Source organism: Mycobacterium sp. 2YAF39, assembly GCF_052114565.1.
Taxonomy (GTDB): domain Bacteria; phylum Actinomycetota; class Actinomycetes; order Mycobacteriales; family Mycobacteriaceae; genus Mycobacterium.
This window is the reverse complement of record NZ_JBFREZ010000001.1, coordinates 529,771-548,740: the sequence shown is the minus strand read 5'-3', so window position 1 is coordinate 548,740 and position 18,970 is coordinate 529,771. Positions and strand designations below refer to the sequence as shown.

The 18,970-nt window shown below is 64.8% G+C and carries 21 protein-coding genes and 2 pseudogenes; 10 read left to right on the top strand and 13 right to left on the bottom strand.

What is annotated here, in order from left to right; all coding sequences use genetic code 11:
- Positions 1-82 precede the first annotated feature (82 nt).
- Positions 83-541, top strand: coding sequence for an STAS domain-containing protein (locus tag AB4Z42_RS02755; RefSeq protein WP_442007573.1), 459 nt, complete (start codon positions 83-85; stop codon positions 539-541).
- On the opposite strand, the pseudogene AB4Z42_RS02750 reads toward AB4Z42_RS02755, so the two are convergent.
- From AB4Z42_RS02750 to AB4Z42_RS02715, 8 genes and pseudogenes are all read right to left on the bottom strand, one after another.
- Positions 444-938, bottom strand: a pseudogene (locus AB4Z42_RS02750) (fatty acid desaturase family protein); the annotation flags it as partial. The gene AB4Z42_RS02755 and the pseudogene AB4Z42_RS02750 sit on opposite strands and share 98 nt — an antisense overlap.
- Before the next feature lie 117 nt (positions 939-1,055).
- Positions 1,056-1,469 (bottom strand): hypothetical protein, encoded by a 414-nt coding sequence (locus AB4Z42_RS02745; protein ID WP_442007572.1) that lies wholly within the window; start codon positions 1,467-1,469, stop codon positions 1,056-1,058.
- 54 nt (positions 1,470-1,523) lie between these two features.
- A complete protein-coding gene (locus AB4Z42_RS02740; RefSeq protein WP_442007571.1) occupies positions 1,524-3,002 on the bottom strand; it encodes a glycoside hydrolase family 130 protein in 1,479 nt (492 codons plus the stop codon).
- Positions 2,999-4,021, bottom strand: coding sequence for a glycosyltransferase (locus AB4Z42_RS02735; protein ID WP_442007570.1), 1,023 nt, complete (start codon positions 4,019-4,021; stop codon positions 2,999-3,001). Before AB4Z42_RS02735 ends, AB4Z42_RS02740 begins: the two co-directional genes overlap by 4 nt.
- Complete coding sequence (locus AB4Z42_RS02730; protein ID WP_442007569.1) at positions 4,018-5,196, bottom strand: glycosyltransferase; 1,179 nt, start codon at positions 5,194-5,196, stop codon at positions 4,018-4,020. The genes AB4Z42_RS02735 and AB4Z42_RS02730 overlap by 4 nt, the downstream gene beginning before the upstream one ends.
- Before the next feature lie 400 nt (positions 5,197-5,596).
- Positions 5,597-5,758 (bottom strand): DUF6307 family protein, encoded by a 162-nt coding sequence (locus tag AB4Z42_RS02725; protein WP_442007568.1) that lies wholly within the window; start codon positions 5,756-5,758, stop codon positions 5,597-5,599.
- A gap of 47 nt (positions 5,759-5,805) precedes the next feature.
- A complete protein-coding gene (locus tag AB4Z42_RS02720) occupies positions 5,806-6,009 on the bottom strand; it encodes a cold-shock protein (RefSeq protein WP_442007567.1) in 204 nt (67 codons plus the stop codon).
- 80 nt (positions 6,010-6,089) lie between these two features.
- The gene (locus AB4Z42_RS02715) at positions 6,090-6,539 is read right to left on the bottom strand and encodes a DUF5994 family protein (RefSeq protein ID WP_442007566.1); all 450 of its coding nucleotides are present in this window, start codon (positions 6,537-6,539) and stop codon (positions 6,090-6,092) included.
- Between the two features lie 310 nt (positions 6,540-6,849).
- On the opposite strand from AB4Z42_RS02715, the gene AB4Z42_RS02710 reads away from it, so the two are divergent.
- Complete coding sequence (locus AB4Z42_RS02710) at positions 6,850-7,206, top strand: hypothetical protein (RefSeq protein WP_442007565.1); 357 nt, start codon at positions 6,850-6,852, stop codon at positions 7,204-7,206.
- A 14-nt stretch (positions 7,207-7,220) separates the two neighbouring features.
- Here AB4Z42_RS02710 and AB4Z42_RS02705 read toward each other — a convergent pair.
- From AB4Z42_RS02705 to AB4Z42_RS02695, 3 genes and pseudogenes are all read right to left on the bottom strand, one after another.
- A pseudogene (locus AB4Z42_RS02705) lies at positions 7,221-7,433 on the bottom strand (PAS domain S-box protein); the annotation flags it as partial.
- Positions 7,434-7,516: 83 nt separating this feature from the next.
- Complete coding sequence (locus AB4Z42_RS02700; RefSeq protein WP_442007564.1) at positions 7,517-7,870, bottom strand: Fe-S protein; 354 nt, start codon at positions 7,868-7,870, stop codon at positions 7,517-7,519.
- A 152-nt stretch (positions 7,871-8,022) separates the two neighbouring features.
- Positions 8,023-8,460: a DUF1942 domain-containing protein gene (locus AB4Z42_RS02695; RefSeq protein ID WP_442007563.1), complete on the bottom strand. Its 438-nt coding sequence runs from the start codon at positions 8,458-8,460 to the stop codon at positions 8,023-8,025.
- Positions 8,461-8,572: 112 nt separating this feature from the next.
- Here AB4Z42_RS02695 and AB4Z42_RS02690 point away from each other — a divergent pair, with 112 nt between their 5' ends.
- From AB4Z42_RS02690 to AB4Z42_RS02670, 5 genes are all read left to right on the top strand, one after another.
- Positions 8,573-9,589, top strand: coding sequence for a TIGR03617 family F420-dependent LLM class oxidoreductase (locus AB4Z42_RS02690; RefSeq protein ID WP_442007562.1), 1,017 nt, complete (start codon positions 8,573-8,575; stop codon positions 9,587-9,589).
- A 125-nt stretch (positions 9,590-9,714) separates the two neighbouring features.
- Positions 9,715-10,743 carry an esterase family protein gene (locus AB4Z42_RS02685; RefSeq protein ID WP_442008099.1) on the top strand — a complete coding sequence of 343 codons (1,029 nt, stop codon included), beginning with the start codon at positions 9,715-9,717 and terminating at the stop codon, positions 10,741-10,743.
- 205 nt (positions 10,744-10,948) lie between these two features.
- A complete protein-coding gene (locus tag AB4Z42_RS02680; protein ID WP_442007561.1) occupies positions 10,949-12,328 on the top strand; it encodes a flavin monoamine oxidase family protein in 1,380 nt (459 codons plus the stop codon).
- Between the two features lie 87 nt (positions 12,329-12,415).
- Positions 12,416-12,931 carry a hypothetical protein gene (locus tag AB4Z42_RS02675; RefSeq protein ID WP_442007560.1) on the top strand — a complete coding sequence of 172 codons (516 nt, stop codon included), beginning with the start codon at positions 12,416-12,418 and terminating at the stop codon, positions 12,929-12,931.
- Positions 12,924-13,538 (top strand): RES family NAD+ phosphorylase, encoded by a 615-nt coding sequence (locus tag AB4Z42_RS02670; protein WP_442007559.1) that lies wholly within the window; start codon positions 12,924-12,926, stop codon positions 13,536-13,538. The genes AB4Z42_RS02675 and AB4Z42_RS02670 overlap by 8 nt, the downstream gene beginning before the upstream one ends.
- 7 nt (positions 13,539-13,545) lie before the next feature.
- On the opposite strand, the gene AB4Z42_RS02665 is transcribed toward AB4Z42_RS02670, so the two are convergent.
- Together AB4Z42_RS02665 and AB4Z42_RS02660 are read right to left on the bottom strand one after the other, a co-directional pair.
- The gene (locus tag AB4Z42_RS02665; protein WP_442007558.1) at positions 13,546-14,355 is read right to left on the bottom strand and encodes a DUF1206 domain-containing protein; all 810 of its coding nucleotides are present in this window, start codon (positions 14,353-14,355) and stop codon (positions 13,546-13,548) included.
- Positions 14,356-14,392: 37 nt separating this feature from the next.
- Positions 14,393-16,348 (bottom strand): MFS transporter, encoded by a 1,956-nt coding sequence (locus tag AB4Z42_RS02660; RefSeq protein WP_442007557.1) that lies wholly within the window; start codon positions 16,346-16,348, stop codon positions 14,393-14,395.
- A gap of 269 nt (positions 16,349-16,617) precedes the next feature.
- On the opposite strand from AB4Z42_RS02660, the gene AB4Z42_RS02655 reads away from it, so the two are divergent.
- The 3 genes from AB4Z42_RS02655 to AB4Z42_RS02645 are packed head-to-tail and all read left to right on the top strand — an operon-like array spanning position 16,618 to position 18,970.
- Positions 16,618-17,583 (top strand): metal-dependent hydrolase, encoded by a 966-nt coding sequence (locus AB4Z42_RS02655; RefSeq protein WP_442007556.1) that lies wholly within the window; start codon positions 16,618-16,620, stop codon positions 17,581-17,583.
- Entirely contained in the window at positions 17,580-17,768 is a 189-nt protein-coding gene (locus AB4Z42_RS02650) for a ferredoxin (protein ID WP_442007555.1), read from the top strand. Before AB4Z42_RS02655 ends, AB4Z42_RS02650 begins: the two co-directional genes overlap by 4 nt.
- On the top strand, positions 17,768-18,970 hold the full coding sequence (locus AB4Z42_RS02645; RefSeq protein ID WP_442007554.1) for an NAD(P)/FAD-dependent oxidoreductase: 1,203 nt from the start codon (positions 17,768-17,770) through the stop codon (positions 18,968-18,970). The genes AB4Z42_RS02650 and AB4Z42_RS02645 overlap by 1 nt, the downstream gene beginning before the upstream one ends.

The window sequence follows — 18,970 nt, the reverse complement described above, 5'->3', positions numbered from 1 at the left end:
GTTCGGCCGTCCGCCGCCGAGCCCAAGGAGCATTGGCTCCGAGCCCTCACACACCGGTCATCGCCTGCCCGCTGGGATCACCATGACTGAACCATTTGCCTTTCCAACCAACCCTCCTTCACTCACGAAGCGCCCTGTGCTCCGATTCGACACTGAGTGGATGACGTCGGCTGCGGCCGTCGTCAGCGTGCGTGGCCAGATCGACGGCTCAAACGCAGATACCCTCACCGACTATGCACTCGTGGAGGCGGTCTGTTGCCGCGGTTTGGTTCTTGACCTCAGCCGTCTGAAGTTCTTTGGCACCGAAGGTTTCTCGGCTCTGCACAGGATCTCGGTTCGGTGTGCGGACGCCGACATAGGATGGATATTGGTACCTGGTGCAGCGGTCGCCCGAGTACTACAGATTTGCGACCCTGACGGAGCGCTGCCAGTCGTGGACACCGTCAGCGCGGCATTCGCCAACCTCCGGGCGCAGCCCTGTTCCCGAAGGCCCACAGCACCGTTCGCATTCCTGCCATCGTCTGACCGCCGCATCGGGTAGCGGGCGTAGCAGCGTTACCGAACTTCCGTTCCGAGGAAGTTTCCGGCGCGTCGTCGCACGTGGCTGTCAGGAATCCGTCGGGGAGCGCGAGTTTGTGGATGGTTCGTAGTGTCAAGAGATACTGGTGTACAAGCGAACCACTGGTGTATGGCAGGTCGTATTTGTCGCATAGCGCCCGAACATTGACGGCGATCTGCGCATAGCGGTTGCTCGGCAGGTCAGGGAACAGGTGGTGCTCGATCTGGTAGCACAAGTTTCCGCTCGAGCATCTGTCGTAGATACCACCCAGCCCGGGTCTCTTGTTCGAGTACATCCTCAGTGAATTTCTCTGCGCCGTCTGGGAGGTGCCCACAGAAATCACGACATATGCCCATATGTTGCGCACGAGGTTGGCGGACGGCGCGCAACCCGTAGTCTAGTTTCTACAACGGCATACGTATGGAGGCCGAGCCACCTGGGCGCGGCCCGCCCATCTCGGCGTGGTTGCCGATAACACGTGAACCGGTGATGTGCGTCATGACAGATGGGCGATCTCGGGCGGTGCGCCCGTGTCGGGATGCCTGATCGTCGCGTCCCGGAGCCGGCGGTTGCGCATCGGTTCGCGCTCCGACTTCTGGTGTTCGAGTTGCCCGATCAACTCGCGCTTTGCATCGCACAGAGCGCGAGTGAGGTCCGGGTTGTCGGCGACCGCTACCAGCTGCGCACGGCCGGGCAGGCTCGTCCGCAGGGTGACCCGTTGCTGCTTGCCGCCGCGGTCCTGCAGGGTGACTTCGATGTCCACCTGGCTCGGATCCCACCTCCCCAGATGGGGCGCCAACGTCGCCAACGTGTCCAACACGTGCGGATGTTCCTTCGCTAAGAAGCCCGATCCCACGTGGATCACGTACTCGCGGAAGGCTTTTTGTTGTTGATCATCAGCATTGCTCATCGTGGACTCCGTCTACTCAGATGGTGATGTTTCCGGTTACGGGGACTGCCGTCATCAGCGGCTCATCGCGTCGAGGAGTTCTGACAGTGGCACGGTCGCGAATCCGATGGCGGCGTCACCGATTCCGTAGGGAACGACCAGCGTTCCGGCATGCAGGATCCCGCCGCACGAGTAGACGACGTTCGGGACGTAGCCGTCCTGCTCATCGTCACCCGGACTCAGTAGCGGCTCCCGGAGTTGTGCGACTATCCGTGACGGATTCTCCAGATCGAGCAATATCGCCCCGATCCGGTACGTCCGCATCGGACCGACGCCATGGGTGAGCACTAGCCACCCAGCCTCGGTTTCGATGGGCGGCCCACAGTTTCCGAGCTGCAGTGCCTCCCACGCCTGAGTCGGCTGCTGACAGGGCACAGTCTCCGTCCACACAAACGGGGTATCCGAGAACGCAAACGAATTCGATTCGCGGTCCGACCTCGACATGGCGGCAAAATGACCGCGGACCCGGCGGGGAAACAGCGCCAAACCCTTGTTCGCGGCGGCGTTTCCGACCATCGGCGTGGAGGTGAACGAGTTGAAGTCCGTCGTCTCGAGCAGCTGTTGGCGGATGTGCGTTCCGCTGTACGCCGTGTAGCTCGCGTAGAAGGTGACCGAGCCGTCGTCGTCGACGAACCGAACGAAGCGCGCATCCTCCATACCAGCGGCCTCCGCACCCATCGCGGGCCACAGAATCCGCTCCGAGAGCGGAATGGCGTCGGCGAATTCGACGCCGTATGTCCGGTCGGCGATGGTCCGAATCAGCGAAATCGTTTCGGTCGTATGGCCACGCGTCCTGCGGTGCTTCTGAAGTCTGTCGAGTTGTTCCTCGAGGTCGTTTCGGGTGAATTGGTTGCCGAGCGAGTCGAGGACGTAATGAGCACCCTCTCCGTCATCGTGCAATCGGGAGAGCTCACTACGCAACACCGCAGCGTCCAGCAGTGCGGGAACAACTTCTCCCACGGTGGCGTACGGACCCACAGCATCGATCGTCACGCCACCTGTTGCGTCGATGACGCCGGTTCGGAATCCGATTGACGATATGTGGCCCTCCCCGATCCCCCGCACACTCATCACGAATCGCAGGCTGCCGGCCGCGGTTCCCGTCTGGTCTGGGTGAGCGACCATGCTGGGGTTGCACAAGGCTGCCCCTTCGATGGCGTACTCGCTCGTGAACGTAGCGCCTAGCAACATCATTCGCGCATCGGACAGCTCGGGTGCCGCGTCCAGCCGATCGGCAAGTTCGCGGGCATGCCGGCGAAATGTGCCGACCAGGTCGCGATGACGCCGGTCGAAGCGCGTGACGACATCGTCCAGCGACGTGCGGACCTCGTCTTCGTCCAGTGCCAAGATGCGCCTCAGCACCGCTCCCGTGCGGGAGTCCTGATGCTCGAAGCCCTCCTGCCCGGGGACGAACAACCGGCTGACGACCCTTGACGGATCAGCCGCGAGTCGCCGCGGGCTGCGCGTGACAAGACGAGACCGCACCGAAGTCATTGCGGCACTGCAGAAAAACGCTGCGCATGCTGCAGCGTCGAGAGCAGAGCCAGCGTCGACTCTGCGCCCTGGTTGCGGTTCACCCCATCGGCGTGCAGGCCGTCGAAGCCGCCACCGGTGTCGGTATCCCACATCACCTGTGCTGCGTCGTTGGCCCCTTGGAACCACGCCGCTGCAGCCCGAACGCCGTCCGGCCACATCGAGTCGCTGTCGACGGCGGCGGCACGGGCGCACGCATCGGCCAGCGAGGACACCTCGATCGGCTGCTGGTCGAAGGCAGGCCCTTGGTCGCCGGGCCCTTTGCCTTCGACGGGAGTGACTGAGAGGTGACCATCCGTCGTTTGGTTGTCGAGAAGCCAGGACAACAGATCCAGACCGCGCTGCCGTAGGGACGTGTCTTCGAGCACGACGCCCGCGGCGATCATCGCCTCGGGAATGACCGCGTTCGCGTAGGTGAGTCGAGGCTCGGGCCACGGCCATGACGGGTCACCGTTGGGTTCGGCGACCGATGCCGCGTAGTCGATGATCAGTAACCGCGCCTCCCGATGTTCGGGGTCGAACGTGAGCATCTCGGCGGCGCCCAGCGCCGCGAACGCCATCGCCCGCGGCCATGGCGACCGCTCCTGGGCGCCGCGCTCGAACTGCAAGATGGCCGACTCTCGGGCCCAGACGACGTCACTGCGCGCGGCCGCAGTCCCCAGACCCCAGAGGGAGCGCCCCCAGGCATCCTCGACGGCGGGCTCGTCGACCCAATTGCCGTCGCTGTCCATCCTGTTGCGACAGGCTCCGGTGAGAGCTTGGGCTCCGTTCAGGAATTGCAGGGCAATTCTGGCGACACCGTTCAGTGTTCGCTCCAGACCGGGCTCGCGGGTGGCAACGACGAGCACCCGGGCCATGTCGTCGGTGCAATAGCCGTGCTCGGGGTCGGGCACGGCGAGACGCGCGTGTTCGAATGTGCCGCGACGATCCGTCATTCGCAGCAGGTGGTCGAATACCAGTTCCGGGGTCTGGGCGTTCACACGAGTGCCGGTCGCTCTGCGAGCACGCGGTGAGCCAGACGCACATACGAATTCGCCACGACCGGCCACGCCATGGCCGGGGCCAATCGGCGTGCCTCTGCGGCCATGGAGCCGGCCAGACGAGGATCGGTGAGCACCCGCCGCAACGCGCGTGTGAGCGCGTCGGGATCGTCGTGATTGACCACGATTCCCGCACCACTGGCCAGAAGTTCATTGGCGTGGGGAAATGCCGTGGCCACGACCGGCCGGCCACTGGCGATGGCGTCGACCAGCACACCGGAGGTCACCTGATCGGTGGAGTCGTACGGCAGCACCACAACGCTCGCGGACTGAGCGAGGGAGGTCAGTGAGGCGACGTCCCGGTAGGCGGAGTCGAAGGACACCGAGTCGGCCAGTCCCCCGCGACGCGCCTGCTCGATACGTGCCTGGCGATACGCCTCACCGTCGGCCGCGCGCACCTTGGGATGTGTCTGACCTGCGACCAGGTAGCGCGGGCGACCCGGAAGGTGCGCAAGCGCGGCCATCGAGCTGATCACCCTCTCGATGCCCTTTCCCGGACCCAAAAGACCCCAGGTCAACAGGGTCGGCCTGCTGCCGAGCTTCGACCCGGCTGACTTGGGGAGTGTGGCGCCGTGTGGGATCGTCACGATTTTGCGACGGTCGACGGTGAAGTGCCTACACAGTCGCTGACTGGCCGCCTCAGACATCACCACCACTCGATCCGCGGCCGCCACAACGGTTTCGAGTACTGAACGCTGGTGTGCGGTGGGATCTTTGAGGACGGTGTGAGCGATCACGATCGCTGGCACGCGCAGTCCGTCGATGACGTCGACGACATCAGCGCCGTCGGCACCGCCGTATATGCCGTACTCATGCTGGATGATGGCGACGTCGCTCTGGTTGAGCAATTCGGAGGCGGCATAGACAGACGCCGGCGAGTCGGCGATCAATTCGCCGATGACCTCGGCGCCGGAAGGCGGCGACCCGTCGGCCACTCGGACCACGCTGACGTCCACATCATTTGCCGCCAAACCTTTGGCGAGGGCCGCGCTGAAGGTCGCTAGCCCGCATGCTGTCGGCGGATGTGTACTGAGAATGCCGAACCGCATTGGGCCGGAGGAAGGTTCATTTACAAGGGAAGTAGTCAATGAAGGAAGGGTCGATATTAATTTCAAGGTGATCCAGACGCGCAATTGTCACCTGCATGGCCGGCGTGAGCGGTTGCTCTGCGAGATCAGCGGCGGACGGCTGCCTCATTCCGGACTGGCTGGGTTCCCAACTCCTCTAACCCTACACCTCATCGTCTGCGCTTGTGCCACGAGCTTGTCGACGTGCACGTCCGCGGTGTGGGTGGCAACTTTCACCGAAAGTCCCTGTTAGACAAATCTTTCCGACGCACGCAGCGACCCCGCGGCGCCGCGTGCGCGCCACCTTCTTGGTCTTCAACGCCGTAAGAAGCCTTTCTTCCAGCTCTTTTGGTGACCTTCCACAACGGTCCAGGCCCCCGACGCGGAGTGGAAAGACTCTTTGGCGCCGTCGGGGAGTGTCACGGCAACTGTCTTAGTCGATCCGTGCTCAGCGCATCTTTTCGGGGATGGAATCCAGCGCGTGCAGAACATGCTCGGCTAGGTCGCGCGCATCCTCGTCACCCAGCTTGGAGCGAGCCGTGATCGCGTCCCTGACAAGGTCGACACGTTTCTCGTAGGGCGAGCGGATTGCTGCGGTTTTTGTGGCCATTTCAATGTCCCTTTCGGCATGTCGGTGCGGGTCAAATGATGGGAGAGCTAGATGACGGTCACTCCGACTGCCTGTGGGCCTTTGGGGCCCTGGGTGATGTCGAATTTGACGCGTTGATTGTCGTCAAGCGAGCGATAACCGCTCGACTGAATCTCCGAATGATGAACGAACACATCCTTTGCGTCACCGTCCGGAGTGATGAAGCCGAAGCCCTTATCGCTGTTGAACCACTTGACGGTTCCCTCTGACATTTCTTTCTCTTTCTTTCACGATGGATGCAATTCGTTACATCCAAGACTGGTTGAGGCCGCTGACAGCGGCGTTCACGTTTCTACCGAGCGGAGCTCGTGAGCAGACCGTCGACGCTCGAGGCGTCGTCCGGGCTCGCGGCGGCCATCAGGGTGTCGTGCGCCATGGCCGGGTCGGAGTTCGGCGGCACCACCAGCAAGGCGATCCTGCCGCGGTTCAGACCGATGACTTCGACGGTGTTGATCGGCTGATGTAGGTATCCGTCGAGCCGTACCGCTCGCCCGCCAGTGGAGAGTTTTGCGGGATGCCTCGCCCATTCATTGACGTTGAACATCACGCGCTCAATGGGTCCAAGCCGAATCGATAACACCGCCAACAGATCTGGCAGCTGCGCGGTGAGGTCGTCGCTGTGTGGCCACCAAGCCCCATCTACGTACCCACTTATGCGACCCTTGGGCTTCAAGCGCAGTCGAGGCGTGTGTTCCGGAGAAGTGCGCGGCGCGGTGGCGGCGGAAGATTGGTTCAGCGTCATTGCGACGCTCCCGTCTTGACCGTGAACCGGCCAGATACTGCGAATCGACGACGACACGACCTTGAACGGTCATATGACGAAATACCGCCGATGTTCCCAGTCTACGCTGCCAGTCCAGCCGTCAGCCCAGTCGCCCTAAATTATTTGGGGCGCAGTCATTTTCCGGCGCACATTGGCCCCTCGGCCAGGTCGCTGTTGACATCAGGCCTGATCAGGCGTGTACTGAGCCCCTACTTGGCGAAGGGAGGCGTCGGATGCCTCTCATTGAGATCGCAGCCCCGACGCGACATCGCCACAGTTCCCGCCGAACTTGGCGCTTCCGAACAAAGGGGCCGACATCGCAACCAACACAATTATTTTGATCGTTGTTACCGCAGCGGCGCTATTTGTACTCGCCGGCGTAATCAAGATCGCGAGCTCCAGAATGTCGGTCCCGCGTCACCGTGGAAAGAGTGCGACCATCCACGATCGGTTCGCGGAAGACGCGCTACGACTCCGCCGACAAGAAGCGGTAGCCGACGAGTTGGACGCAAGAGCCCATGCGGCCGAAGTGGAGATCGACATCAAGACGGCCCGTGCGTGCCGTCTGCAACAGCAGGCGACGGACAGTCGCATTGAAGTAGCCGCCGCCCGCGACCACCTGAACGATCTGAAGCAGGCAAACTAAGCAATTGCCGTGAGTCAGCTGTCGAGCGGAATCGTCATCGTCAGCGTCGTCCCTGCACCCACCGAACTGTCGATCTCCAATCGACCCGACACGGCGTCGACGCGGTCCTTCAGCCCGATCAATCCCGTCCCACCGCTGGTCGCCGCGCCGCCGATGCCGTCGTCGCTGATCGTCATCCGGAATTCAGCGTCTCCACACGTTGCGTGAATCTGAATCTCCGACGCCTGGGCGTGTTTCGCTGTGTCCCCTTGCGATTTGTGTGCGCTCGAGAGCGCTCACCGCTCCTGAACGCACACAACTCGCACGATGGTCACCACACGACGGCGATGGCGGCCGCGCAGAACGACAGCAGGCCCACGGTGACGAACAGTGGTCGGGCAACGGGGTTGCCGGTGCGCTTCTGCCGTGCGCTGCCCATGCCGAGCAGCCCGCCGATCACGACGAGGATGACGATCTTGACGCCGATCTTCGGGTAGTTCAGGTCGATACCGGCGGGCCACGGTGCGGCCAGCGTGAGTCCGGTGATCAACGAGAGCAGCAGGCCGTAATCCATGATGCGGGTGAATCGGAACCGTTGCGCGGCAGCTTCGGTCGCCCACGCGCCGAAGGTGACGGCGAAACCGACGATGTGCAGCAGCACGACTACGTGACGTAGTAGTTCCATGCGGCGAGCGTACGGCGGCGCGATCCGACTTAGCGGCGATTGTGACGACGCGGCAAGATCCCGTCGCCAAGTCGTCACATAGACGGCGGAACGCCTCGGCCCGAACGGTATACACGTTTGTTGCTGTGCACCCGCTTGCCGGCCGCTATGCCCTAGGGGCGCGTACCACCCTCTGGTGGTCCGGGAATCCAGGCCAGAAGATCCTGGACACCATCGTTGTAGACGACGCTGTTCGGCACTGGGCCGACGACGTCGAAGAAGATCGTGCCCGGTACCGAGCCGCCGATCACGCGGTAGTTCGCTCCGTGTTCAGCGCGTGCGTTGAAGAACCCCATGTTCGGAATTCCGCCACCCTCGACGTTGACAACCGCCTCATACAACTGGCCGTTGTGCGGAACCGGAGCGGAACTCGGATTCAACCCTTGGACGATGTAGGTGATCTGCGGGGCGCCGTTGGGACCGATCAGGGTCTCGCCCTGACCGAACGGCTTGATGTTGCTGGCCGCCGACGCCGGAACGACAGTGCCGGCAGCAACGCCGATCGCGACCGCGGCGATCCCCATCGGTACAGCAATTTTCTTGATCCTCACTTCTGCTCCCCTCGAGTGACGACGCTATACACAAAGCGAAGTTACCCCGCCAAATCACTGGTCAAACGCGAAATCGCAGCACCTCGACCGCCCCCGGCCGTACTGTTCCAGCGTGCGTGTTGACGCGATGACGACTCCGCAGCCAATGGCAGAGGTCGGTGACCTCGCCAAACGAACGCAGGAGGCGGGGTTCTCGGGGCTGCTCCTCACCGAAACGGCTCGCACGCCGTATCTGAACATCGCGGTGGCGTCGCAGGCCGCGCCCAATCTGGAGTACTCGACGGGCGTCGCGGTGGCGTTCCCGCGGAGCCCGTTCGTGACCGCGGCGACGGCATGGGAGCTGCAGGAGGCGACGGGCGGGAAGTTCCGGCTGGGGCTGGGCACGCAGGTGCGCACGCACGTGGTCCGGCGTTACGGCGTGGAGTTCGAGCGTCCCGGTCCGCGGCTGCGGGACTACGTGCTGGCGGTGAAGGCGTGCTTCGCGGCCTTCCGGACCGGAAAGCTCGATCACCACGGCGAGTTCTTCAACCTCGACTTCATATCGCCGCAGTGGAGTGCGGGACCAATCGATGCGCCGGATCCGAAAGTCGATGTGGCAGCGGTCAATCCGTGGATGCTGCGCATGGCGGGCGAGGTGGCCGACGGCGTCCATGTGCATCCGCTCGGCGAGCCCGGTTACATCGCGCGGCACGTCGTGCCGAAAGTGTCTGAAGGAGCGGCGAAGTCGGGCCGGTCGCCGTCCGACATCGCCGTGATCGTGCCGGTGATGACGATCGTCGGCGACAGCGACGAGGAGCGCGACCGCGAGCGTGAACTGGTCCGGGCCAGCATGAGCTTCTATGGCAGCACACCCAACTATGCGTTCATCTGGGACGAGGCGGGGTTCGAGGGGACGACGGCGCGCATCCGCGAGAAGCAGAAGGCCGGCGACTTCAAGGGCATGGCGGCGCAGATCAGCGACGAGCACATCGCGACCTTCGTCACCGAGTCGACGTGGGACGGCCTGGCCGACGCGCTGATCGCCAAGTACGGGGACACCGCGACGCGCATCGTGCTCTACAACGGGCTGGCCGATCCGGACCGCATCGAGCGCTACGGCGCAGTGGCGCGCAGCATTTCGACTGGTTGAGCGCTCTATAACAAGGTGATTACTGCCCCGCGCGGGAGCGTGGATAGTTGCGGCGGCACTGTTAATTTCGCGACGTGGCTGGAGATCGGGGACGTCGCGTCGGGGTGTTGATCGCCATTGTGGTGATGGTGGCCGCTGCAGTGCTGGTGGTGAGCCCGGCACCGCAGGCATCGGCGTATTCGCGTGAGGGCCTGCCGGTCGAGACGCTGATGGTGCCCTCGCCGTCGATGGGCCGCGACATCAAGGTCCAATTCCAGGGCGGCGGGCCGCATGCGGTCTATCTGCTCGACGGGCTTCGCGCGCAGGAAGACTTCAGCGGGTGGGACATCAACACCGCGGCGTTCGAGTGGTTCTATGAGTCCGGCGTATCGGTGGTGATGCCCGTCGGCGGCCAGTCGAGCTTCTACAGCGACTGGTACGCGCCGGCGAGCGGCTCCAGCGGAACGACTACATATAAGTGGGAGACGTTCCTCACCAATGAGTTGCCGAGCTGGCTGATGGCCAACAGGCAGCAGGATCCGCGGGGTAATGCGGTTGTAGGACTGTCGATGTCGGGCGGCGCGGCGCTGACGTTGGCCGCATGGCATCCGCAGCAGTTCTTCTTCGCCGCATCGCTGTCGGGATACCTGAACCCGTCGAAGGGCATGTGGCCGACGCTGATCGGCTTCGCGATGATGGACGCGGGCGGCTACAAGGCCGCCGATATGTGGGGGCCGCCGAACAATCCGGCGTGGCAGCGCAACGATCCGATGCTCAACATCAATCGGCTGGTGGCCAACCGCACGGCGCTGTGGGTGTACTGCGGCAACGGAACGACGTCCGATCTGGACGCCGGCGGCGGAGGTTTCGGAACCCAGTTCAGCGCGAGCTACCTGGAGAACATCACGCTGAGTACGAACAAGGAGTTCCAGCAGAATTACCAGGCGGCGGGCGGGCGCAACGCGGTGTTCAATTTCCCGCCGAACGGCACGCACAGCTGGGGGTATTGGGGCGCACAGTTGCAGCAGATGAAGCCCGACATCCTGCGCATCCTCAACCCTCCCCCGCCGCCGCCTCCGCCGCCGGCTCCGGCGCCAGGGCTGCCCGCTGTCCCGGGAGTCGCGACGCCCGGACTGGCGGCGGTTCCCGGCGTCGCCGCAGTGCCGGCGCGGTAGAGACCTCTTCGCGATCATTCGTCAGGCTTCGCGGTAAGAAGCTGGTCAGCGACCTTTCAGGCTCCTCACAGGCATGTCCTGAAGATTCGTTGAACCTTGTCGATTCCACGGGTCGGTCTATTGACACTCGTGCTAATTGGGCGTATGTCTAATATCTGTTGGACGCACGTCTAATAATGGGAACGACACACAGCAGGGGTATCTCATGGATGTTGATTTCTGCGTGGTGGGCGCCGGGTTCGGCGGCCTCACCACAGCACTGCGGTTGAAGCAGGCGGGTCACTCGGTGGCGCTGCTGGAGGCGCGCGACCGCGTCGGCGGCCGCACGTTCACCGAGACCCGTGAGGACTTCTGGGTCGATCGGGGCGGCGCCTGGGTCGGGCCGGGCCAGGACGCCATCTACGGCCTGATGAAAGAGTTCAACGTGCCGAGCTACAAGCAGTACACCGAGGGCGAAGCCATGATGTACATCGACAAGAAGGCGTACAAGTACAAGGGCACGATCCCGTTGTCGATGAGCCCGTGGGCGGTGGCCAACATCGGCAAGGTCTTCCTCGAGCTGACCTCGATGTGCAAGACGATTCCGGTCGACGCTCCCTGGGACGCGCCGAAGGCGCAGAAGTGGGATCAACAGAGCTGGGCGACTTGGTTGGACCACAACACGCTGTCGAAGCCCGCGCACCAACTGCTCGACTGTTCGATCGCCGGCCTCTATACCTCTGCAGCGTCGGAGATTTCGCTGCTGTTCGTGCTCTACCAGATGGCAGCGGCCGGTGGTCCGAGCTTCGTGCTCGGGGTCAAGGACGCGGCCGAGGATGCACGGCCGGTAGGCGGTATGGGTGCGATCCACCGTGCGATGGCCGCCGAACTCGGTGATGCGATCCATCTGTCGCAGCCGGTGCGAAGCATCACGCAGGACGGCGACGGCGTCACGGTCCGATCCGATGACATGGTGGTGCGTGCACGGCGGGCGATCGTGGCGGTCCCCGTGAGCATCGCGAGCCAGATCCACTACGAACCGATGCTTCCGATGGATCGTTCGTTCCTGCACCAGCGGATGCCGTCGGGAGCGGTGTTCAAGATCGCGTTGGTCTACGACGAGCCGTTCTGGCGGAACGACGGCCTGTCCGGTCAGTCGTTCGCACCGGGGTCGATGGCCAACTTGACGATCGACTCCTGCACGGACAAGGGGACACCCGGCATCCTGACGGTCATCACCGAGGGACCCGTCGCGCGGCAGATGACGAAGCTCAGCGATGCCGAGCGCAAGGAAGGGGTGCTCAAAGAGGTCGCCGAGAGATTCGGCGACAAGGCGTTGACGCCGGTGGAGTACCTCGAGCAGAACTGGAGCGTCGACCGCTATTCGGGTGGCGGGATGATCGCCCACACACCCACGGGTGTGCTCACCGAGTTCGGGCCCGCGTTGCGGGAACCGTGCGGCCGTATCCACTGGGCGGGCACCGAGAGCTCGGCAATCATGTACGGCTTCATCGACGGAGCGGTGCGTTCCGGCGAGCGCGCAGCTGCCGAGGTGATGGAGCACGAAGCGATGAATGTCACCGACTCACCGTCGCTGTCCAGCTGAGGTTCCCTATCCGGGGTCCAAAGAACCGCGAGCTGTGGCACCTTGTTTCGATTGTTTCGATTGCTACCGCGGGCGTATGCTTGACGCATGACTACCGCTGCCGCCCCACTCGCTCATCAGGTGGCGGCTCGGGCGCTGAAGGACTCGCGATTCGCCAGGGTCCTCGATGCGTTGCTCACCGCGCCGACGGTCCCGCAGGGGACCCTGGAACGCGTCGCCGCGCGCAAGCTCAGCGATCAGCGCCGCGCAGCGCTGGTCGAGGACTTCGTCGCCGGGTCGATGCGGACACCCGACGTGCAGAAGCTGCTGAAGTTGCAAACCCCGCAAGCGGTGCATCGACTGAGGAGCCGCGGCAAGCTGATCGGCAGCGCCGTCGGTAACCAGACATGGTTTCCGGCTTGGCAATTCGATGGTGGACGGGTGCGCGAAGACCTTCCGCAGATACTCGAGCAGCTGACCCGCTTCACCTCGGATCCCCTGGCAGCCGATCGGGTCATGCGCCTCAAGCATGACGAACTCGGCAACGCGTCGATCACCGAGGCGTTGCGCAAACCCAAGACCGCTGACACCGCGTGGCGGATGCTGACCTCGCTCGGTGCCTGAGCTTCCCGCGGGCTACCTCGGCTCGTTCCCCGGCGACAGGCCCGCGGGCCTACGCCGTCGATCCATTCCCGCCGGCAGCGAAATCTGGCGCCTCGACGCGACCGCACCCAAAGCCTGGGACTGGACCGGCTTCCCGGCACCCCGCTACCGCTTCGATCCTGAATCGGGTTCCTTCCGCACCCGCTACGCCGGAGCCACACTCGTCGGTGCGTTCCGCGAGCGCTATCGATCGACCGGACTCGTCATCCCCGCCGACCACCGAACACATCACCTGGTCCGACTGGTGGCGTCGCGCAACCTCCGCGTGCTCGACCTGCGCACCGAGCGGAACCTCGACATCCTCAAGGTGGACGACCAGATCAGCACCGGACAGCACCCTGACGTATGGGCGACCTGCCAACGGCTCGTCGACGCCGTCAGACGCTGGTGGCCCGATATCGATGCCATCGCCTACCGGTCACGCACCACCCCCGAGACATCGCTGAACTACGCGTTCTTCGGCGACGACGGGTTCGACGTCAAGTCCAGGACACTCGACAAGCGGGTCGCCGAACTCACCGGCCTGGTCCTGCACGAGGGCTTCACCGTCAACTGGGATTTCGGCTGACCCGCGATCACATCCGTGAGTAGCGCGCCAACGCGACACAATACAAGCCGTAGGCCGCGAAACCCGTTGCCGCAGCGAGCAGGATCGCCGTACCGAACGGAGCGCGGCCCAGGGACTCGACGGCGGCGTCGAGCCCTGTCGCCCGCGCCGGATCACTAAGGTACGTCGCCGCGATCACCGACAATCCGGCAGCACACAGCACCGCGCCCTCGGCCATATGACCGATGACGCCCAACATGGTGATCAGCCGCCCGCCGGGAACCGTCAGATCCTTGAGGAACTTCCGTGTCGCCCCCTTGTGCACGTAGTAGGCACCGATCACGGCCATCACCGACCCCGCGATGACCAACAGCGCTTTGCCGCCGCCGGATTGCATCAGCCTGGCGCTCAATCCCGCAGTGGTCGTGCTGCCATCCCGTGAGACGCCCAACGCGAACTGGACGGCGGTGAACGCGACAGCACAGTAGACGAGTGCAAGTCCAAAAGCTTTGAGCCTGTTGCCTATCGGCGATCTGCGTTTGTCCGCGTGAGTGTGCTCGCCGGGATGTAGGCCCAACAGCGTTTCCGCCAGTCGCCACGTCGCCAGCGCGATCAGTCCGCCGGCGACGATCCACAGCGGAAGAGCCCCGCCTCCGCTCCCGGCGAGGGTCGCCAACGCGCCCGTCTGGTCGGCCTCACCGCCGAAGCCCAGTGCGATTCGCACGATGAGGTAGGCGATGAGCAGATGCAGAAGTCCGCTGACCGGGTACCCGGCACGGGCGACGGCTTGAACAGCTCGATTCTGGGTGGCGTCGTTGACCGCACCCTTGACGCTCACCCGGCAGTTCTACCCGACGGCTGTGCTGACGAAACGGTCAGCGGCACGGCGCCTCGGGGATGAGCATCACCGGGACCGTCGAATGAGCCACGACCGCCGCCGCCACGCTGCCCTGCAAATGCCCCAACAGTCCGCTGCGCCGATGTGGGCCCAACACGATCAGGCTCGCCCCATGATCGTCGGACGCCGTGACGATGCCCTTCCACGTCGGCGCCGCCTCGACCGCGACGCATTCGGCGCGCAACCCTGCCTTCGACGCTAGCGACGCTCCATGTGCCGCAGTGGCTTCCGCCGCGCGTCGCACCTCCCCCGCCTTGTCGGCATCGAAGCGCTGCCCGTTCACGGGTGTGAAGCCGACATCCGCGGTCTGCCACACGCAGACCACCAACGCACACCGGCCAGACTCCAACTGACCAGCTGCCTGCTCGATCGCGCACGCCGCCAGGTCCGACCCGTCATACGCGAACACCACCGGCCCGGCACCCGTCGTCTCACGCACCGTCATCCGAGGCAGCGGTGCACTCGTGAGCGCAGGACTCGTCGGCAGACCGCGCAACCGCGCGAGCAACGGTGGCGAGTACCAGGCCGGCGCCTCACCGTCGAGGAAAGCGTCGAGGTCCGGCTTCTGCGGCCGCGCACCGCTCAGTGCGTAGATCGCCACCCCGAAGACCGCGCCGCCGACCGCCAGCCCGAAACCGATCCACAACGTGATGCCCGTGCCCACCGCGAGATCGCCCGGCAGCGCGTCGGCGATGTGCGCCAGGATCGGCGCCACCATGAAGGCCGCCACCGCGCGCAGCAGCTCGATGATCGCGAATACCCTTTGCAGACTGGCTGACTCCAGCGAGAAGCCCGCAACGAACAGTGCCGGGGCCACCGCCGCGCCCAACGCCAGGCCCGTCAACAACGAACCGACCAGTGCCAGCGGCACATTCGCGGGCAGTGCCATCCGGAACACGAAGATCCCCGCGGCCAGCAGCGCCATGCCCACCAGCGGCAGGTAGTGCATGGCCCGCCGCGTGATGACGAGCCCGAACACCACCGCCATCACGAGCGCGCCGCCGAGCTCCGGCAGATACAGCAGGCCGACCTGCACCGGGCTGTAGCTCTGCAGTAACACGTTGGCCGTCAACACCGTTGCCGCCACCGACGCCGCGGCGGCAAACAGCGCGACGCCCACCCCGGCGACGGGGATCGCGCTCGTCAGTACGGTTCGGACCGTCAGCAGCGGTCGTCGTGCCCGGAACTGGTAGACGATCAGCACCACGATCAACACCAGGCCGCCCAGCATCGGGGCCGTCGCCGCCAGATCGGTCAGCCCGTGCGTGGTCAGCTGCGCGGCGCCGACGAACGCGGCGGTACAGCCGACGGCCGCCAACGCGATCGCCGTCAGATCCCGCGGCGCGTCGCGATCGGCGGCGGGAGCGTCCTCAAATGTCAACGCCGCCATGATCAACGCCAGGACAGCGATACCCGCGACGATCCAGAACAGCGGCCGCCATGCGTTCGCCTCGGCCTGCACACCGCCGATGAACGGGCCGAGTGCGACCGCGCCGAAGACACACATGTTCATGATCACGGCGGTGTTGCGCAGCTTGTCGCGCGGGAAGCCGATGGTCAGCGGCGGCGCGGCGGCGATCAGCAGCATGCTCGTCGCCAGCCCCTGCAGCACGTGCCCGCCGATGTACATGCCCGCGTTCAGCGCGGACGCGGCCAGCACCGACCCCGCGACGAGCACCACCGCGTAGCCGAGCAGCATCCTGCGTTGCGGCAGATGCTGCGCGAACTGCACCGCGAGCACGGTGCCCACCGCGTAGGCCGCGTTACCCAGACCCGACGCCAACGTCATCGCCTGGGTGGACATGTGCAATTGCTCGGAGATGATCGGCACCAGCGGGTCGATCGCCGATGACAGCGCGAGGTACGGAATCAACGCGAGGGTGACCATGGCGGCCACGGCCGGATAGCGTCCGGCCAGGGGTCCTTGACGCATCAGATCAGCCGGGAGTCGGCCGTCGGGTCCCGTCGGCGCCGCGACACCACGTCGGGGCGGTTGCTCAATCGGACGGGAACGCGCACGGGTCGGAGGAACCTGCGGATCCCAGACTTTATTCCTTCACAGCGAAAATCCAGCTTTCATTGCGGGACTTCACAGTTCGATTCGCTTCGAGCCTCCCCCGAAAACTAGTACCGCCGGTACGCATAACCCTCATTCGAGTCGGGTAGTCAGCGAGACAGCTGTCACATCTCGGGGAGGATTCGATGCCAGAAGTCCAACTGCACCACGACGGACATCCGAAGTATCGCCGCATGGTCCGCTTCGACTGGTCGGAGACGCCGCTGCACTGGGTTCCCGACGACCCGTTCGTCACACACATGATCAACGTCCTGCACCTGCTGCTTCCTGAGGGCGAGCGGCACTTCATCAAGGCCGTGCTGGAGGCGTCGTCACTGGTCGACGACCCCGAGTTGGAAGCGGCGATCAAACCGTTCGTGCAGCAGGAGTCCTGGCATGCGTGGGCACACCAGGTGGTGCTGGACCACCTAGCCGACCAGGGCATCGACACCAAGCGCTACACCGACCGCCTCGGACGCACCCTGTCCGTCACGCTCGGTGACCCGCCAAAGCTGCTCCCACCGCCGCTGCGTCGGTGGTGGCTCTATCGCCGACTGGCCGACGTGGCCGCCCTGGAGCACTTCACCGCCATGTTGGGCCAGTGGGTGCTGCAGAACCGCACCCTCGACGACCTCGGCGCCGACCCGATGATGCTCGACCTGCTGCGCTGGCACGGCGCCGAAGAAGTCGAACACCGTTCGTTGGTTTACGACGTCTATCAACACGTCAGTGGCAATTACTTCATCAGAGCGTTCTCGATGCTGATGACCGCGCCGCTGTTCATCGGCTGGTGGGTCGCCGGGGCGCGTTACCTGATGGCTGCCGACTCGACCATCGACCAGAAATGGCGCTGGCGCGACTGGGTGAAGGCCGCACGCCAGGACAAGCTGCCCGGGCCGTGGACGCTCATGGTGACGCAGCCGCTGCGCTACATGCGGCCCAGCAACCATCCCAGCCGTGAGGCCTCGACCCAGATGGCCATCGAGTACCTGGAGTACTCACCGGTAGCGAAAGCCGCCCGCGAACGGGCCAATGGTCGACAGCGACCCCAGGGTGCGGAGATGACCAGCGGCCAGCAGATCGCCGACACGGAAGGGGTTGCAGCGCAGTGAAAGTAGCGGTCGACCTCGACACCTGTGACGGCAACGGAGTCTGCATGAGCATCTGCCACGAAGTGTTCGACGTCCAGGAAGACGGTCTGCACGTGCTACAGGACCGCCCGAGCGACGACCTGCGCCAAAAGCTCAGGGGTGCGGAAGTGTCCTGTCCCACCCAGGCGATCACGGTGGAGGACTAATGCCCACCGACCTTCGCGAGATCGTCGTGGTCGGCGCCGGGCTGGCGGGAATGCGCGCCGCCGAGACGCTGCGGCAGGACGGCTACGACGGCGCCCTGACCGTCGTCGGCGACGAGCGGCACGCGCCGTATCACCGTCCGCCGCTGTCGAAGAAACTGCTCAGCGGGCTGATTCAAAGGGCCGGCATCGACTTGGCGCTGCAGTTCGATTTCGACGCGCGTGTACTGCGCGGAGCATCCGCCGTCGGGCTCGACCAATCGTCGCGCACCCTCGACGTCGACGATGACGGCACGCCGCTGTCGCTGCATTACGACGGTCTCGTCATCGCCACGGGCGCGACTCCGCGTGCCTGGTCCGGCGGCGCCGTGCCGGCAGGGGTCCTGTTGCTGCGCACCGTCGACGACTGCCTTGCCATCCGCGAACGACTGAAGACGCGTCCCCGGGTGGTCGTGGTCGGCGGCGGGTTCATCGGCGCCGAGGTCGCCGCGACGTGCCGGATACTCGGGCTCGAGGTCACACTGGTCGAACGCAGCGACGGGCTTCTGTTGTCCGCGCTCGGACCGGACATGGCCGCGTGCTGGGCGCAACTGCACAAGCAGCACGGCGTCGACCTCAGGGTCGGTGTGGACGTCGACTCGTTCGTCGGCGACAAACGGGTCGAAGCCGTGAGGCTGAGCGACGGCTCACAGGTTGTCGCCGACCTCGTGATCGTCGGCCTGGGTGTCACTCCCGCCACCGACTGGCTCGACGGCTCCGGACTGCGCGTCGACGACGGGCTCGTGTGCGACGCGACGGGCGCGGTCGAAGGCGGCAGCGATGTCGTGGCCGCCGGCGACATCGCGCGCTGGTGGCATCCACGCTTTCAGCGCCATCTACGCATCGAGCACTGGGACCACGCGGGCCGGCAGGGCGAAGCCGCGGCCCGAACTCTGTTGGCCGGACCGGGAAACGCCGACGAGTACGATGAGCTTCCCTACTTCTGGTCAGACCAGTACGACGTCAAACTCCAGATGCTGGGTGTGCCAAACGATTACGACGCCTTCACCGTCGTGGAGGGTCGCCCGGACGACTGGGAGTTCACAGCCGCCTACGGCCGCGACGGCCGCACGGTCGCGGTGCTGTCAACGGTTCCGGGCCGGGTGCTCGCCTATCGTAAAGCTCTCTCCGACGGTGCAAAGTTTCCTCCGACTTTGTCGGCCTAA